We start from the raw sequence: 16631 nt of genomic DNA, 5'->3' as shown, positions 1-16631 counted from the left end.
GAGTAAGACCGAAACTCTCAGAATTGCAGGGCCGCTGAGCACACACCACTCGACGAGATCTAAGCCTCTATAATGCTACAGCTTATGCTTTCTCTGCACGCCGGCCAACCGGGCGTCGATCGGCGGCGCGGAATCGTCCGGGGATGACCGAGCGCACGTCGCGCCTCGCCGGGCGCTTCGGCGCACTGCGCTACCTGCCCGTCCTGTTCCGCGAGATCGCCGCGGCGAGTCCGCGCCTGCTCGCCGCGAGCCTCGCCTTGCGGCTCGTCGCGGCCTGCCTGCCGGTCCTATCCCTGTATCTCGCCAAGTTGATCCTCGACGGGATCGTCGCCGAGCACGCCCGGCCAGCGCCGGAGATGAGCCTGTCCCAGTGGCTCGCCGATCCCGCCCGGGCGCGGCTCGCCGGCTTGGTGGCGGCCGAGTTCGGCCTCGCCCTGGTCTCGGATCTCGCCGGCCGGCTCACGAGCCTCGTCGAGACCCTGATCGGCGACCTCTACGCCAACGCGGCCTCCCTGCGGCTGATGGCGCATGCCGCAGCGCTCGACCTCGCGCAGTTCGAGGACAGTGCCCAGCAGGATCGCCTTGAGCGCGCGCGCCGGCAGGTCAGCGGCCGCACCGGCCTCATCGGGACGGTGCTCTGGCAGGTCCAGGCTCTGCTGACCCTCGTCTCCCTGGCGGCGGGCGTGGCGGCCTTCACGCCCTGGCTCATCGTCCTGATCGCTGTGGCCCTCGTGCCGGCGGTGCTGAACGAGTGGCACTTCACCGCGGCCGGTTACCGGCTGGCCTGGTTGCGCAGCCCCGAGCGGCGCAGGCTCGACTACCTGCGCTATCTCGGCGCCAGCGTGGAGACCGCCAAGGAGGTCAAGCTCTTCGGCCTCTCGGGCTACGTCACCGACCTCTACGCGACGGTGGCGCGCCGGCTGCTGGCCGAGAACCGGAGGCTCGCCACCGCCCGCGCCGGCTGGGGCTTCGCCTTCGCGGGCCTCGGGACGCTCGCCTACTACGCCGCCTACGCGGTGATCGTCTGGCGGACGGTGGCGGGATCCTTCTCGGTGGGCGACCTCGCCTTCCTGGCCGGTGCCTTCCAGCGCCTGCACAGCGGCATCAGGGAGATGCTCCTCGGACTCACCCAGATCACCAGCCAGGCCCAGTACCTCGACGACTTCTACGCGTTCTTCGAGATACGGCCGCAGATCGTCGCGCCCGCGCGTCCCGTCCCGGTGCCGGTGCCGATCCGCGAGGGGCTGGTCTTCGAGGATGTCGGATACCGCTATCCCGGCACGGAGATCTGGGCGCTGCGGAGCCTCTCCTTCACCGTCCGCGCCGGGGAGACGGTGGCGCTGGTCGGCGGCAACGGCGCCGGCAAGACCACGATCGTCAAGCTGATGACCCGTCTCTACGACCCGCACGAGGGCCGTGTTCTCCTCGACGGCGTGCCGCTCACCGCCTACGACCTCGAGGATCTGCGGGCGCGGATCGGGGCGATCTTCCAGGACTTCGTCCGCTTCGATCTCACCGCCGGGGAGAACGTCGCGGTCGGCCGTATCGAGGCCGCGGCGGATGAGGATCGCATCGCTGCCGCGGCCGCCCGGGGCCTCGCCGCCCCGGTGATTGAGCGCCTGCCCGAGGGTTATGCCCAGCCGCTCGGCAAGCGCTTCGCGGGCGGCCTCGACCTCTCCGGAGGCGAGTGGCAGAAGGTCGCGCTGTCCCGCGCCTACATGCGCGAAGCTGAGATCCTGATCCTCGACGAGCCCACCGCCGCCCTCGACGCCCGGGCCGAACACGACGTCTTCGCGCGCTTCCGCGAATTGTCGGCTGGCCGCACCGCGGTGCTGATCTCGCACCGCTTCTCCACGGTGCGCATGGCCGACCGGATCCTGGTCCTGGAGGGCGGCCGGGTGCTGGAATCGGGCAGTCACACGGCCCTGATGGCGCGGAGCGGGCGCTATGCCGAGTTGTTCACCCTGCAGGCCGAGGGCTACCGGTGATCGCGAGGTTTGCCCGATTTGCCCAGCCTGCTATCTGCGGCGGGCTGAACTGAGGTCCTCCATGCGCCTGCGCCTCTCCCGACTGCTGACGGCCGGCCTTCTCGTCTCCGCCTGGAGCGCGCAGGCGGCCCCGCCCCCGGCGCCCGAGCCTGAGGCCAAGCCGCAGGCTCCCGCCACCGAACCCGCCATCGTGCTGGCCAACCACCGCGCGGTCTACGACCTGTCGCTCGCCGAGGGCGGCGGCACCCGTTCGGTGGAGAGCGCCCGGGGCCGCATCGTCGTCGATTTCCGGGGTGATGCCTGCCGGGGCTACACGATGCTGACCCGTCAGGTGACGGAACTGGCCTCGGGCGAGACCGGCACGCGCCTGTCCGACATGCGCAGCACCACCTTCGAGGGCGGGCAGGGCCGCGAGTTCCGGTTCAAGACGACGACGCTCACCAACAACCAGCCCGCTGCCCCCGTGGACGGGACCGCCACCGAGCAGGGCGACAGCCTGACGGTGAAGCTGAAGGGTCCCGGTAAGCCGCTGACCGTCGCGGGGCCGGTCCTGTTCCCCAGCGAGCACATGCGCCGCCTGATCGAGACCGCGCGGGCCGGCCAGCCGACGCTGTCGGTGAAGGTGTTCGACGGCTCGGACGACGGTAAAAAGATCTACGACACCTTCGCGGTGATCGGCCACACGGAGACGGGGCCGGCACCCGCCTCCGGCTCGACCCGCGACAAGCCCCTGCGCGCCGGGGCCCTCGCCGCCATGCCGCACTGGCCCGTGCGCCTGAGCTACTACACGGAGGGCGCCGGGGAGCGGACACCGATCTACACCCTCGGCTTCGACCTCTACGAGAACGGCGTCAGCGGCGCGCTCAAGCTCGATTACGGCGACTTCGCCATCCTGGGCGACATGACCGCCCTCGACATCGACGCGCAGGCGGGGCGGGCTGACAGGGAGGCCGGGAAGGGCTGCACGCCCTGAGAACCGGCCCCCACCCACGGATACCTGTCTTCAGAGCCCCAGCGCGCCGCCGTCCGAACGCGGATCGTGGGTTGCCTCGATCCGCCCGTTACCAGGATGGCGGACCAGCATGCCGGCATGGCCGAGCGAGTCGATGTAGGGACCGCCCAGCTCCTCGATGTCGTGGCCGAGGCGGCCGAGGGCCGCGATACAGGCCGGATCGAACCGGTCCTCCACCTTCACGCTGAGCGAGGGCGCCCCCCAGGTCCGGCCGTAGAGGAGGCGCGGGGCATCGACGGCGTCCGCCACCGCCATCCCGTAGTCGGCGTAGCGGGTGAAGATCTGGGCCTGGAACTGCGGCTGCCCGTCGCCGCCCATGCTGCCGTAGCTCATCACCCGGCCGTCGTCGAAGGCGGCGATGGCGGGGATCAGCGTGTGGAACGGGCGCCGGCCTGGCTCCAGCGGGTTCACGGCCTTCGGGTCGAGGGAGAACGACATACCCCGGTTCTGCCAGCAGATTCCGGTCGCCGGCAGCACCGTGCCGGATCCGTATTCCCAGTAGACCGACTGGATGTAGGAGACCGCGAGGCCGTCCTTGTCGATCGCCCCCATCCAGACCGTGTCGCCGTGGCCCGGATCGGGCAGCGGCACGCGGGCGGCGCGGCCCATATCGACCAGCGCCGCCTCCCGGGTGAGGCGCTCCGGGGTCAGGAAGGCGGCCGGGTCGTGCCGCAGCCGGCCGAAATCGGTGACCACCCGGTCGCGGATCGCGAAGGCCCGCTTCGTCGCCTCGATCAGGCCGTGATAGTGGGCCGTCCCCTCCGGCTCGGCGATGTTGAGCCGGTCGAAGATGCCGAGGATCAGCAGCGCGGCGAGCCCCTGGGTCGGGGGCGGGAAGTTGTAGAGCGTCGCGTCCCGCCGCCGGATCGAGAGCGGCGCCCGCTCGGCCGCCGTGAAGGCCTCGAGGTCCGCCCGGGTCACCGGTGCCCCGAGGCGTTCGAGATCGGCGGCGATCTCCCGGCCGATATCGCCGCGGTAGAAGTCGGCGAGGCCCGCGTGGGCGAGCTGCTCCAGGGTGGCGGCGAGCAGCGGCAGGGCGCGGGTCTCGCCCGCCGGATAGGGCTTGCCGTCCTTCAGGAAGGTTTTCGAAAAATTCGGGGCGTCGTGGAGCGTGTCGAGCTCCTGGGGCACGTAGCGCGCCTCCGAGGGCGAGACCGGGACGCCGGCGCGCGCCTGCGCGATCGCGTCGGCGAGCAGCGTCTCCAGGGGCAGGCGCCCGCCGAGCGCCCGGGAGAGCTCCAGGGCGAGGCGCCAGCCGCCCACCGCGCCGGCGACCGTGACCATCGCGTCGGGGCCGCGCGCGGGGATCGCGTCGTAGCCCTTCTCGCGGTAGCGCGGAATCGTGGCGAGGCGCCCGGCCGGTCCGCAGGCCTCGATGCCGCGCACCCGGCCGCCCCGCTCGCGAACCAGCCAGAAGCCGTCGCCGCCGATGCCGTTCATGTGCGGGTAGACCACCGCGATCGAGGCGGCCATCGCGACCATCGCCTCGATGGCGTTGCCACCCTGCGCGAGGACGGTCTGGCCGGCCTGCGCGGCGAGGCTGTGAGGCGCGGCCACGGCGGCTGACGTGAAGACGGGGGTCTCGGGCATCGGCGATCCTGTCGTGTTCCGGACGCAGGGTTAGGCGAGCGTGTGGATCCTGCAAAGGGTGGGGGCCCTCAACCGATGCAGTATGCTACGCTGTGGCACCGTTGCCCCGTAGCGGAGTAAGAGGTGCCGGGCCCTCCAACACGCCCCCTCATCCTGAGGTGCCGCGAAGCGGCCTCGAAGGGGGGGGTCAAGAGCCTCCGCGATCTCTGGAGGGCTCCTTCGAGGCCTCCGCTACGCTCCGGCACCTCAGGATGAGGGCGTGGGCCGGATTATCGTGTTTGGTCGCTCCCAGCGGCAACCGGAGCATCATCCGCAGGCTCACACCCCGTGTCGCGATCGGGCTCGGCCTAGTGGTCGCGCCGGCCGAGGCCCAGCAGCAGACCCGGACGGTCTTCGAAGGCGCGGGCGCCGATCCGCGCATCTCGGTCTCCCAGCCGGAAACCACCAGCCAGGCATCCGGCGGCTACGTCCGCTCGGTGGAACCGTATCTCGGCCCGCTCGGTGATCCCCTCGGCATCCGCCCGCTGCTGAAGGAACGCGGGATCGAGTACAGCCTGACCTACATCGCCGACGTCCTGGGCAATCCGGTCGGCGGGATCCGGCAGGGCGCGATCGTCGAGGACCGCCTCAACCTGCGGCTTAACCTCGACCTCGACCGGTTGGCGGGCTGGCAGGGCGCGACGGTTCACGCCAACGCCTATTTCATCCACGGCACCGGCCTGTCGCGCTACTATGTCGGCAACCTGCTGACCACGAGCGTGATCGAGGCGCTGCCCTCGACGCGCCTCTACGTGCTCTGGTTCGACCAGACCCTGATGGACGGACAGCTCGGGATCCGCATCGGCCAGCAGGCGGCCGACACCGAGTTCTTCGTCAGCCAGACCGCGACGCTGTTCGTGAACTCCACCTTCGGCTAGCCGGCGATCACCGGGCTCGACCTGCCGAGCGGCGGCCCGGCCTACCCGCTCGCGGCCCCGGCGATCCGGGCGAAGTACGTCCCGGGCAATGGATTCTCCCTGCAGGTCGGGCTCTACGACGGCGACCCGGCCGGGGCGAACCGCCCCGGCCAGGATCCCGAGGCGCAGCGCCTAAATCGGACGGGCACCAATTTCCGCGTCAACGACCCGGCCCTGATCGTCGCGGAGGCGACCTACGCGTACAACATCGCGCCCGGCTCCAAGGGCCTGCCGGGCGACATCACCCTGGGCGGCTGGCAGCATTTCGGCCGGTTCGACAGCCTGCGCTTCGACATCACCGGCGTGCCGCTCGCCGACCCGAACGCCTCCGGCATCGGCCGGCCTGTGCGGGGCAATGCCGGGCTCTACGCGATCTACGACCAGACGCTCTACCGGGAATCCGGCAAGGACGACGAGGGCCTCGGCTTCTTCGTGCGCGCCGCGTGGTCGCCCACCCGATCCAGCCTGATCGACGCCTACGTGGATACCGGCCTGGCCTACAAGGGCCTGTTCGAGGGCCGGGACGACGACACGGTGGGCGTGAGCGTCGCCTTCGCCCGCATCAGCGACGAGGCCCAGCGGGCCGACCGGGACACGATCCTCTACTCGGGCCAGCCCATGCCCCGCCGCAGGGCCGAGGCGGTGATCGAGGCGACCTATCAGGCCGTGGTCGTGCCGGGCTTCACCATTCAGCCGGACGCGCAATACGTCATTCATCCCGGCGCCGGCATCGCGGGGCCGGACGGCCGCCGGCTGCGCAACGCCGCGGTGCTCGGCCTGCGCGCGACCGTGCAATACTGAGCCGGCCTGCGACGGCGGCGCCGGGAACGGTGACGGCGCTCCGCCTCTTTCAGCAGCATGTTGATCTTCGAGTGGGTTGTCGGCGTCCTGTTCGGCGCCGTCCTCCTGGCCGGCCTGGCGCGCCGGCTGGGCGCGCCGTATCCGGCCTTCCTGGCGTTGGGCGGAGTCGGCCTCGCCTTCGTGCCCGGCGTCCCCAACCTGCGGCTCGATCCCGAGCTCGCCCTCGCGCTGTTCCTGGCCCCCGTCCTGCTCGATGCCGGCTTCGACGCCTCCGTGCGGGACATGAAGGAGAACTGGCGCGCGGTGCTGGGGCTCGCGGTCGGCGCCGTGGCGGTGACGACGCTGGCCGTCGCGGTCGTGGCCCGGCTCGTCGTGCCGGACATGCCGCTCTCCGCCTGCATCGTGCTCGGTGCCGTGGTCGCGCCGCCCGACGCGGTGGCGGCGCTGGCGGTACTCAAGCACGCGCCCATGCCGCACCGGCTCGCCACCATCCTGCGCGGCGAGAGCCTGCTCAACGACGCGGCCTCGCTGCTGATCTACCGGCTCGGCGTGACGGCCGCAATGGCCGGCGCCTTCCACCCCGCCGAGGTTGCACCGGTCTTTCTCCTGGGCGTCGTGGGGAGCCTCGTCGTCGGCCCCGTCCTGGGCCTGATCTTCGTGGCCCTGACGCGGCGCGTCACGGACCCGGCGAGCGCGATCGTGATGCAGTTCGTGGGTGCCTTCGGGATCTGGCTCGCCGCGGAGCGGCTGGAGCTGTCCGGGGTGCTCACCATCGTCACCTTCGCGGTGACGGTGGCGCGCCGGGCGCCGGGCGTGACGGCGCCGCGGGCCCGGGTGATCTCCTATGCGGTCTGGGACACGGCGGTGTTCGTCCTCAACGTCCTGGCCTTCGTGCTGATCGGCATCCAGATCGACCCGATCCGGGAGCGGCTGACCGGCGCGGATGCATGGCAGGCGCTGATCCTCGCGGGCGCAACCTTCGCCACCGTGGTGGTGACCCGCCTCGCCTGGGTGCTGCCGACGACCGGGATGCGCGGCATCGGCATCCGGCAGGCCGGCGCACCGGCCCGGCTCGGGCCGGGTATCGCTCTGTCATGGGCCGGGATGCGCGGGATCGTCACGGTGGCGGCCGCCCTGGCCCTGCCTGCAGAATTCCCCCATCGCGACCTCGTGGTGGTCACCGCCTTCTGCACCGTGCTGGGCACTCTGATCATCCAGGGCCTGACCCTGCGCCCGCTGCTGGCGCACCTGAAGCTGGAGGATGACGACCCGGTCGGGCGCGAGACCGGCCGTGCCCGGGCCGCCGCCTACAAGGCCGCTCTGGACAGCCTCGCGGAGGCCGAGGACGAGCCGGCGACCGAGGCGATCCGCGCCGAGTTCCAGGCGGCGCTGGCCGAGGCCGAGGAGCACGAGGAGGGTTTGGCGCCGGAGAGCCTGCCGGCGGACGCCGCCCGGCGCCGGGCCGTGGAGGCTGCCCGGGACGCAGTGCTATCCCTGCGCCGGCGCGGCCGGATCGGCGACGACGCCTATTACCTGTTGGAAGAGGAGTTTGACTGGGCCGAGCTCAGCGCCACGCCGAAGGCGGAGACGTGAGGGGGCGTTTCCAGCTGGGGCTTCTACGGGCCGCGCGAAGCGCTTCAGCGGCAAGGCAGAGCACAGTCACACACCCTTGCGGGCGGCGACCCGCGCCTCGATCGCATCCCAGACCGCCACCGACAGGTCGGGTCCGCCGAGCCGCTTGATCGCCCGGATGCCCGTGGGAGAGGTGACGTTGATCTCTGTCAGATGCCCGTCGATGACGTCGATCCCCACCAGGATCAGGCCCCGACGCGCCAGTTCCGGGCCGATCGTCGCGCAGATCTCGCGCTCGCGCTCAGTCAGCTCCGACGCGGAAGCCGCGCCGCCGCGGACCATGTTGGAGCGGATGTCGTTCGCTGCCGGCACGCGGTTGACCGCGCCCATGGCCACGCCGTCGACCAGGATGATGCGCTTGTCGCCCTCGGTGACCCGGTCGAGGTAGCGCTGCACCACCCAGGCCTCCCGGAAGGTCGTGGCGAACAGGTCGAACATCGAACCGAAGTTCGGGTCCTTCTCGGTGACCTTGAAGACGGCCGCGCCGCCATGCCCGTGGAGTGGCTTCATCGCCACGGTGCCATGCTCCAGCTGGAAGGCCTCGATCTCCGCCTTGTCGCGGCTGATCAAAGTCGGCGGCATCAGTTCGGGGAAGTCGAGGACGAACAGCTTCTCGGGGGCGTTGCGCACCTCGAACGGGTCGTTGACCACGAGCGTCTCTGGATGGATCCGCTCCAGCATGTGGGTGGCCGTGATGTAGGCCATGTCGAAGGGCGGGTCCTGGCGCATCAGCACCACGTCCGCCTCGGCGAGGTCGATCCGCTCCGGCGGCGTCAGAGTGAAGTGCGCGCCCTCCACGTCCTGCACGGTCAGCCCCTCGACCCGCGCGGTGACGCGCCGGCCCTGCATCGAGAGCCGGTCCGGCGTGTAGTACACGAGCGTGTGCCCCCGCCGCCGGGCTTCCAGCAACAGAGCGAACGTGGTGTCCCCCGCGATCCGGATGTTCTGGATCGGGTCCATCTGGACCGCGACGGTCAGGCTCATCGAAAACGCCCCTCGCCAGCGGCGGGTATCGCGACCGGAGGCCGACTCACTCGTCGGACAGCGACTTGCTGCCCGTGCGCTTGTCGTAATCGCCGATCGCCGCACGGCACTCGGGCGACAGGCGCTTGCGGTTGCGCATCATGCAGCGGTCCGCGTCCTGGCTGTTCGGGTCGACGCCAGCGCAGAGGCGGAAATAGTCGTTCGCGCAGCCGAGCTGCAGCCCCTGATCCTCGCGTTGGGCGTAAGCCGGGCCAGCGGTGAGGGCGAACAGCGCCAGCGCCGCCGTGGCCAGCCCGCGGCGGCGGAAGGAGCGCAGGGATCGTTCCGGAACCAGTCGCATTCAGCGGTGTCCTCAAATCTCGTTCGGGCGGAGAACCGACGCGACGGTCCCCCCATCCACCCGCATCCGGCATATCGGTCGTGCCGGGCGGTAGGCAAGCGCCGCGGGTCCGCGGCGGTTCCAAGCGGAGTGGCGACGGCAACGCTTCGCCGCACTGTGGCGCGCGGGTCGCAGGACAGGCTCCAGGCGGAGAAAAAGGCCCCGCCCGCGTTCGGACAGGGCCTCAAGTCGAAGGGAGGAAACGCCCGCCATGGGCGGGAACCGCGTCGCAAATCGCGCGCCAACCGCCCGCCGGCCAGTGCCGGGAGCCGGCCGGAGAAAGGCTTGAGGGGTGGGCCGAGCAGCGGGCGACGGCGCGGGCCGAGGGCCGGAAAGAGTCCGTTAACCACGTCGTGCTGCATTGCCCACGTAGCCCTTGCCGACGCCCGTCCCGGGCCCGGGCCAGAAGCTCGGATTGCCGACAGGAGCCGGAGATCATGACCGTCATCAAGCCGCAGGCGTCGGGCACGGCGCCTCAATCCCTGCAGGCAGCCGATCCCAGGCGCGAGCCGGACCCGACCGCGACGGCGGCCGTCATCGCGTTTCCCGGCGCCGAAGCGCGCCGGACGCGCCGCATCCCGCGCTCGGACGAGCAGCGGGGCGAGATTCTCCTGTTCCTCGGCGTGCGCTACGAGCGCCTCGCTTCCTGAGCCTGCCCGGGGATTGCCCATGCCAGTCCCGGATCGCCCGCGGCCCGGCCGTTCTCGAACGGTAACGGGCCTCTTTCCAGTCTTCGCGGCGCTGGCGCTGCTGGCCGCCTGCACGCAGAACGGCGATTTCGGCCGGCCGCGCACCGGCGTCTGGAACGGCCTCATCGACACCACAGGCAGCTTCAGCACCCATGACCGCGGGCGGCTGCTCCTCGATTCAGGCTTGACCGACGACGAGCAGGCCCTGCGCGATCGCGCATGGCGCTTCGTCCAGCCGACCAGCACGTTCGCGGCCTTCCAGGACGCCGCGTACGGCCTCGCGAGCGCGCACGCGATGCCCCCGACCTGGCGTGTGGACGAGATCGGCGCCTACTACGATGTGCTGACCGCCGAGCCGTCCCGCTCGCCGGTATCCCGCTACCGGCAGCTCGGCGACGACGCCACGGCGGATGCCCGGCTGATCCCGCTCTTCGCCGCGCTCGCCGCCCGCGTGATCGACGCGGATGCCGCGCGCCTCCGCAGCTTGCCCTTCGCCAAGACCCTCAACGATATCGACGTGCGGCTGGCCGCCCAGCGGGTTGCCGAGAACCGCTGTCTCATCGCCTGGGTCAGGCTCGAAGCCGGCCTGCGCCTCGCGCGCTACCGCTTCGCCCTGGAGCACCTCTTCGCGGCGGCGCCGGCCCCGGAAGCCGTCTCGGCCGAGCGCTCCCTGACGATGCTGGCCGCCCGTCGAAACCTGCTCGGCCCGCTGCTGCCGCCCGACGCGGCAGCGCGGTGCGGCCTCGAACCCCTCCCGCTGCCGGTCGCGCAGGCCGGGCCGCTGGTGGTGAAGGATTGAGCAGACGCACGCCACCGGCATTCTCCGTCCGGAGGCGGGGCTTCATCCTTCGGGCAAGCCCGCCTTCCGCAGGCCCTCGACGATTCGCTGATATTCGATCAGAAACGCCGGATTGTCCGAGAACCCTGCCGTTGCCCACTTCCTGACGGTGTAGCCCGGCATCAGCTTCAGGAGTTCCGCGACCGCATCCTGCGCTTCGGCCTTCTGCCCGGTCCAGCCATAGGCAGCGGACAGATCGACATAGGCCAGCCAGAGCGGCCCCGCCGCGACCGATTTGCGGCACCAGTCGATGGCCTCCGCGTCGCGGCCGAGATGGGTGTAGGCGTGGCACATGTGGAACAGCCAGAAATTCAGCGCCGGGTCGGTCGGGCTGAGACGCAGGGCCTTCTCGATGAGCGGCAAGGCTTCGGTCGAACGGCCGAGCAGGATCTTCGTGTGGCCAAGCTCCTCATAGGCGACCGCGAGGTTGCGGTCGTTCCGGATCGCGGTTTCGAACTCGGGGACCGCGAGATCGTGCTTCCTCTGTGCTTTCAGGATCTCGGCCTTCACGAAATGAGCCATCGCGTGCTCGGGCGAATCCAAGAGAACCGGCGTGATGGCCTCGTCCGCGGCGGCCAGATCGTCCGCGGGCTTCGTGCTCCAGCGGAGCCAGACGAGGTACGACAGCGTTCGCGCCTTGCCCACCAGGGCCGAGACGAGGGTCCGATCCTGCTGGAGGGCGCGCTCGAAGAGGCCGAGGGCGTCTTGAAGGTGCGCAGGGCTCGGACGTCGATTGAGCGCGGCCCATCCGCGCATGGCGAGATCGGCCGAATCCGGATTGTCCGGCCGCTCGCGGAGCATGCGCAGGCTTTCCGCCTGCGTCAGCTGCACGTCGAGGGAGCGGGCGAGGCGGGCCACGAATTCGACCTGCAGGTCGCCGAGGCGGCTGCGCTCGCCCTCGAAGCGGTCCGCCCACACGTGGGCCCCGGTCTCCGTCGAGATGAGCTGCGCGTTCAGCACGACCTGATCGCCGGTGCGGCGCACGCTGCCTTCGAGGGCGTAGCGGACGCCGAGATCGCGCCCGAGTTGCTTCACGTCGACGGCCTTGCCCTTGTAGGTGAAGGCGGTGTTGCGGGCGATGACGAAGCTGCCGGCGAGGTGGGACAGGTCGGTGGTCAGATCCTCGGTCAGACCGTCGGCGAAGAAGGCCTGTTCGGGATCGCTGCTGAGGTTCACGAAGGGCAGCACCACCAATGACAGCGGCGGCATCGCCTTGGGCGGAAGGCCGGTCTGGACCGCGAGCGTGTGATCGGCCGTGGGCGCCTTGGCGGGCCAGAACCACCAGCCGAAGCCCAGCGCGGCGAGCCCGGCCGTGGCCGAGATTGCGGCGGCCCTGACACGGCGGCCAGACGCGGCAGCCCGTGGGACCTGATCCAGTTCATCCTCGGGCAGATCCGTGCACGCCGCGATCGTTTCGGCGGAGAGTGCGAAGACGCCGATCGGCCGGGTGATGTTCTTGAGTTCGACCTTGCCGCGATCCTCGAACCGGTAGGGCAGCTTGTCCCGAACCTGATCGTGGATCGAGCGGGAGACACACAGGCCGCCAGGCTCCGCCAGCGGTTCCAGGCGCGCGGCCACGTTCACGCCGTCGCCGTAGAGGTCGCCGTCTGGCTCGGCGAGAACGTCGCCGAGATTGATGCCGATGCGCATGCGCATCGCCCTGTCGGCGGGCAGGTCGGCATTGAGCGAGGAAGCCGCGCGCTGGATGGCGACGGCGCAGGCGACGGCGCAGACGGAGCTGTGGAACTCGACCAGGACGCCGTCGCCGGTCGATTTCACGATCCGCCCGTGCGCGGCGGCGACCTGCGGTTCGATCACGGTCCGGCGGAGTGCCTTCAGCCGGCGCAGGGTGCCGGTCTCGTCCTCCGAGATCATCCGGCTGTAGCCGACCACATCCGTCAGCAGGATCGCGGCGAGGCGGCGCTCGACGGCCCGGTCCAAGACTGCGTCCTCCCGCGCGATTTTAGAGCGATTACTGTATCACGACCGCTTTCTCAAAGCACCGCCCGCACCCAGCTTTGGATGTGCTGCATTCGGCACCGCGACACCCCGGACCAGACAGGTATTCGCGTCGGCGTACAGACACTCCGCGCCCGTGCAGTGACACGCGGCGGATCGAGACCTACCGCCCGGCTCCCTTGGCGGACGACTCGTCGGTCGCCGTGTCGGTGGTGCACGAGACCGCCTGCACGGCAGCGTTGGCCGCCGGCCGCTGGCTCGGCAGCCCGGCGATCACCCGGACCACCACGAAGCCGCGCGTGTCCGGCGCGACGATGCGCACGTCCCGGCTCGGGTCGTTCTCGTCGTCGTCGGCGAGCGCCTCGTCGTACTGGGCGCGGGTGAGGATCACGAGGTCGAGGGCGCCGCGAACGGCGGCCTGATCGGTGACCGCGTAGAAGGCGCCGCGCCGCGCATGCGCGGCGAGCGACAGGGACAGCGGGCCCGTGCGCGCCGAGACGCGCATGGGGCCGTCCGCGAGGTCGTAGGCGCAGACGCCCACCGCCACCGCCGGATCCGGGATCGGCAGCCAAGCCTCGGGCGGGGAGGGGTCGTCGCCGGTCGCCACCGTGTAGATCGATTGCGGGTGGTCCAGGCCCTCGCTGGTGCGGGCACGGGAGACGGCGTCCTTCTCCGACAGGACCGGGATCGCCAGGACCGCCGCGATGTGGACGATCCCGGCCAGCACCAGGCCGACCAGCGTGGCGTAGACGAAGCGCAGGCTCACGGGGCGCATCCCAGACGCGTGATGGCCGGCACGGTGCTCCGGTCGAGGGAGCCGACGCTGGCGGCGACGGGCGTATCGTAGAGGCGCAGCGCCAGCCGCACCGGTCCGCTCGCCCGGGGGCTCGGCAGCCAGTTCCCGGGTTCGACATCGGGTCCGAGGACCACTACGAACCGTCCGTCGGCCGACCGGAGCACCTCCGTCGAGGTGAAGCCCTCGCGCACCGGCGCGCGGCCGGGATCCCGCGGGCCCCGTCCCGCCACCGTGAGGGTCCAGGCACGGGCAGGCGGGGTGCCGCCGCCGATCCGGTAGGTGCAGGTGGCGTCGAGCGCCTGACCCTCGTCGTCCGCAGCCGCGGTCAGCAGGAGGCCCTCGCCCACCGCCAGCGGGATCTCGCCCCGGCGGGCGTTGACCGCGCGCGTGTACGGGTCGGCATTCGCGGCGCCGGCCCGGGGCCAGGCCGTCCAGGCGCCGACCTGCACACCCCCGAACGGGTAGCCGCCGCTCGTCGCCCAGTCCGCGCTGGCGAGGCCGAGCACGCCGCCGAGCGCCAGGGTGTAGATCGCCAGGCCGGCCACCGAGCTCTTGCGCCACAGGCGGGCGACGAGCCTGACGGCGCGGCTGCGCCGGACTCCGTCGGCCGCGGACGGGCGACCGAGTCCCTGAGACAGCGTGAGCTTCATGCGCTCACCGCACCTCGATGAAGCCGCCGACCGAGCGGGCGCCTTCGGCGATCTCCCGCGGCGCACCCGCCGCGGCCCGGTCACCGGGCTTCTTCTCGGCCTTGCGCGGCTCGCCCGCGGACCCGGCCTCCGAGGCCGGCGCGCGCTCGACCGTGCGGAACAGGCCGTTCAGCCCGCTGATCACCTCGAAGGACCGGCGCGAGAGCTTGCCGTAGGCGCTGGCATTGGGATCGGTCGGGGCGGTCGGCCCGCCGGAGGCCTGCTGCTGAGCGGCGCGCGGGCTGTCCTTCAGACCGGGCAGGCCCTTGATCTCGATGCCCTGGTGGGCCGGCTCCATCACGTCGTGCCATGTCTGGGCTGGGAGGGAGCCCCCGGTCAGCTTGTTGGTCGAGGTGTGGTCGTCGTTGCCGAACCAGACGGCGCCGACGTAATTGCCCGTGTAGCCGACGAACCACGCGTCCCGGTAGGCGTTCGTGGTGCCGGACTTGCCGGCGACCTTCACGCCCTCGAGCTGGGCTCGCTTTCCGGTGCCCTCCTCGACCACCTTGTTGAGCATGAAGTTCATGTCGGCCACGACCTGGGGCGGGAGCACCCGCTCGGGCGCCTCGTCGGCGTGGCGGTAGATCACCTCGCCGGAGGAGTTCTTCACCTCCATGGCGGCGTAGGGCTTGGCGCGGAAGCCGCCGTTGGCGAACACCGCGTAGCCCGCCGCCTGGTCGATCACCGTCACCTCGTCGGAGCCGATCGGCATCGACACCGTGTCGATCAGGTTCGAGGTGATGCCCATCTTGTGGGCGAGGTCGGTGATCTTGGCGCGGCCGGCCTTGGCGGCCTTGGCCTCGTGGGTGATGCCCATCGCCTTGCCCAGCGCGATGGAGATCTTGATCGGGATCGTGTTGATCGACTTCGCCACCGCGAGCCACATGGGCACCCGCCCGGCATAGGAGCGGCCGTAATTCTGCGGGCACCAGTTGCCGATGCAGACCGGGCTGTCGACGACCACGGTCTCGGGCTTGAACAGGCCCGAGGCGAGGGCGGCCGAGTAGACGTACGGCTTGAACGAGGAGCCGGGCTGGCGCAGCGCGTCGGTCGCGCGGTTGAACTGGCTCTCGCCGTAATCGGCGCCGCCCACCATGGCGCGCAGCGCCCCGTCGGGATCGAGGATCACCATGGCGGCCTCGTCGACGTCCATGGCGTCGCCGGACTTGCGCAGGATGTCGGCCACCACCTCGTCGGCCCGCTTCTGGATGGCGAGGTCCAGCGGCGTCTTGACGGTCAGCACGCGGTCGTTGCGGAGCTTGCCCGCGTCGGCCATGCCCTTGATCTCGCCGAACGCCCAGTCGAGGTAGTAGTCGGCGGTGATGTCGCGGGTGCGGGTCACCGGCGTCGCCGGGTTGCGGAGCGCCGTCTGGATCTGGCCTTCGGTGACGAAGCCCGCCTCCACCATGTTGTGCAGCACGTCCGCCGCCCGGGCGCGGGCCGCCGGCAGGTTCACGTGCGGGGCGTACTTGGTCGGCGCCTTGAACAGGCCCGCCAGCATGGCGGCCTCGGCCAGGCTGATGTCCTTGAGCGGCTTGCCGAAATAGTAATCCGCCGCCGCCACCGCGCCGAAGGTGCCGCCGCCCATGTAGGCGCGGTCGAGGTAGAGCTTCAGGATCTCGTTCTTGGTGAGGTGGCTCTCCAGCCACAGCGCCAGGAAGGCCTCGTTGACCTTGCGCTCCAGTGACCGCTCGTTGGTGAGAAACAGATTCTTGGCGAGCTGCTGGGTGATCGAGGAGCCGCCCTGCGTGCCGCTGCCGCCCTTCGAGTTGTTCACCAGCGCCCGCAGGGTGCCGATCGGGTCGATGCCCCAGTGCTCGTAGAAGCGCCGGTCCTCCGTGGAGACCAGCGCCTTGATCATGATGTCGGGAAACTCGTCGAGCTTGAGCGAGTCGTCGTGCTTGATGCCGCGCCGGCCGACCTCGGTGCCGTACCGGTCGAGGAAGGTGACGGCGAGGTCCTGCTGCTTGAGCCAGTTCTCGCTGGTGAGCTGGAAGGCGGGCTGGGCCAGCGCCAGCATCAGCACGGCGCCGCCGGTCCCGATGGTGACGCCCTCGCTGGTGAGATCCAGGGCGACGCGCTTCCAGCCGCGCACCGCGAAACGGCTCATGACGCGCTGGAAGCGCTCGTAGGCCTGGCCGGTGGACTGGCCGCCGTCGTACAGGGACGCGTTGACCCAGGCGTCGAACGCGAGCGCGGCGCGTTCGAGGCGGATCTTGATCTCGGTGAACGTCGGCAGGCGCACGATGTCGGACCCGGCTTGGCGAGCGCCCGTGCCGCGGACACGATCCCCGTGCCCGCGCCGCCACGGGACGCCC

Annotated in this window: 12 protein-coding genes and 1 pseudogene; 6 read left to right on the top strand and 7 right to left on the bottom strand. The window is 70.9% G+C overall.

All coding sequences use genetic code 11. The annotated features are described in order from the left end of the window. The first annotated feature begins 143 nt into the window (after window positions 1–143). On the top strand, window positions 144–1988 hold the full coding sequence (locus ACLBX9_RS26630; protein ID WP_447721008.1) for an ABC transporter ATP-binding protein: 1845 nt from the start codon (window positions 144–146) through the stop codon (window positions 1986–1988). A gap of 61 nt (window positions 1989–2049) precedes the next feature. Continuing rightward, the gene (locus tag ACLBX9_RS26625; RefSeq protein WP_447721007.1) at window positions 2050–2961 is read left to right on the top strand and encodes a cell envelope integrity EipB family protein; all 912 of its coding nucleotides are present in this window, start codon (window positions 2050–2052) and stop codon (window positions 2959–2961) included. A gap of 30 nt (window positions 2962–2991) precedes the next feature. Here the strand turns inward: ACLBX9_RS26625 and ACLBX9_RS26620 are convergent, their stop codons facing one another. Next, on the bottom strand, window positions 2992–4590 hold the full coding sequence (locus ACLBX9_RS26620; RefSeq protein WP_447721006.1) for a gamma-glutamyltransferase family protein: 1599 nt from the start codon (window positions 4588–4590) through the stop codon (window positions 2992–2994). Between the two features lie 251 nt (window positions 4591–4841). Here ACLBX9_RS26620 and ACLBX9_RS26615 point away from each other — a divergent pair. After that, a pseudogene (locus ACLBX9_RS26615) lies at window positions 4842–6347 on the top strand (carbohydrate porin). 57 nt (window positions 6348–6404) lie between these two features. Beyond that, window positions 6405–7940 carry a cation:proton antiporter gene (locus tag ACLBX9_RS26610; protein WP_010685383.1) on the top strand — a complete coding sequence of 512 codons (1536 nt, stop codon included), beginning with the start codon at window positions 6405–6407 and terminating at the stop codon, window positions 7938–7940. Window positions 7941–8006: 66 nt separating this feature from the next. Here the strand turns inward: ACLBX9_RS26610 and gshB are convergent, their stop codons facing one another. Together gshB and ACLBX9_RS26600 are read right to left on the bottom strand one after the other, a co-directional pair. Beyond that, window positions 8007–8963 (bottom strand): glutathione synthase, encoded by a 957-nt coding sequence (gshB, locus tag ACLBX9_RS26605; RefSeq protein WP_447721005.1) that lies wholly within the window; start codon window positions 8961–8963, stop codon window positions 8007–8009. 46 nt (window positions 8964–9009) lie between these two features. Next, window positions 9010–9303: a hypothetical protein gene (locus tag ACLBX9_RS26600; RefSeq protein WP_010685381.1), complete on the bottom strand. Its 294-nt coding sequence runs from the start codon at window positions 9301–9303 to the stop codon at window positions 9010–9012. 476 nt (window positions 9304–9779) lie between these two features. Here ACLBX9_RS26600 and ACLBX9_RS26595 point away from each other — a divergent pair, with 476 nt between their 5' ends. Both ACLBX9_RS26595 and ACLBX9_RS26590 read left to right on the top strand, forming a co-directional pair. Next, window positions 9780–9992: a hypothetical protein gene (locus ACLBX9_RS26595; protein ID WP_010685380.1), complete on the top strand. Its 213-nt coding sequence runs from the start codon at window positions 9780–9782 to the stop codon at window positions 9990–9992. A 19-nt stretch (window positions 9993–10011) separates the two neighbouring features. Beyond that, window positions 10012–10830 carry a hypothetical protein gene (locus ACLBX9_RS26590; protein WP_447721004.1) on the top strand — a complete coding sequence of 273 codons (819 nt, stop codon included), beginning with the start codon at window positions 10012–10014 and terminating at the stop codon, window positions 10828–10830. A 42-nt stretch (window positions 10831–10872) separates the two neighbouring features. Here ACLBX9_RS26590 and ACLBX9_RS26585 read toward each other — a convergent pair whose 3' ends face one another. The 4 genes from ACLBX9_RS26585 to ACLBX9_RS26570 form a co-directional block, all read right to left on the bottom strand. Further along, on the bottom strand, window positions 10873–12810 hold the full coding sequence (locus ACLBX9_RS26585) for an adenylate/guanylate cyclase domain-containing protein (RefSeq protein WP_447721003.1): 1938 nt from the start codon (window positions 12808–12810) through the stop codon (window positions 10873–10875). Window positions 12811–12991: 181 nt separating this feature from the next. After that, a complete protein-coding gene (locus ACLBX9_RS26580; protein WP_447721002.1) occupies window positions 12992–13603 on the bottom strand; it encodes a DUF1254 domain-containing protein in 612 nt (203 codons plus the stop codon). After that, window positions 13591–14274, bottom strand: coding sequence for a DUF1214 domain-containing protein (locus ACLBX9_RS26575; RefSeq protein ID WP_447721001.1), 684 nt, complete (start codon window positions 14272–14274; stop codon window positions 13591–13593). The genes ACLBX9_RS26580 and ACLBX9_RS26575 overlap by 13 nt, the downstream gene beginning before the upstream one ends. Window positions 14275–14278: 4 nt before the next feature. After that, the gene (locus tag ACLBX9_RS26570) at window positions 14279–16558 is read right to left on the bottom strand and encodes a transglycosylase domain-containing protein (RefSeq protein ID WP_447721000.1); all 2280 of its coding nucleotides are present in this window, start codon (window positions 16556–16558) and stop codon (window positions 14279–14281) included. Window positions 16559–16631 lie beyond the last annotated feature (73 nt).

Source organism: Methylobacterium sp. A49B, from assembly GCF_053346215.1.
This window is presented reverse-complemented; position numbering and strand designations above follow the sequence as displayed.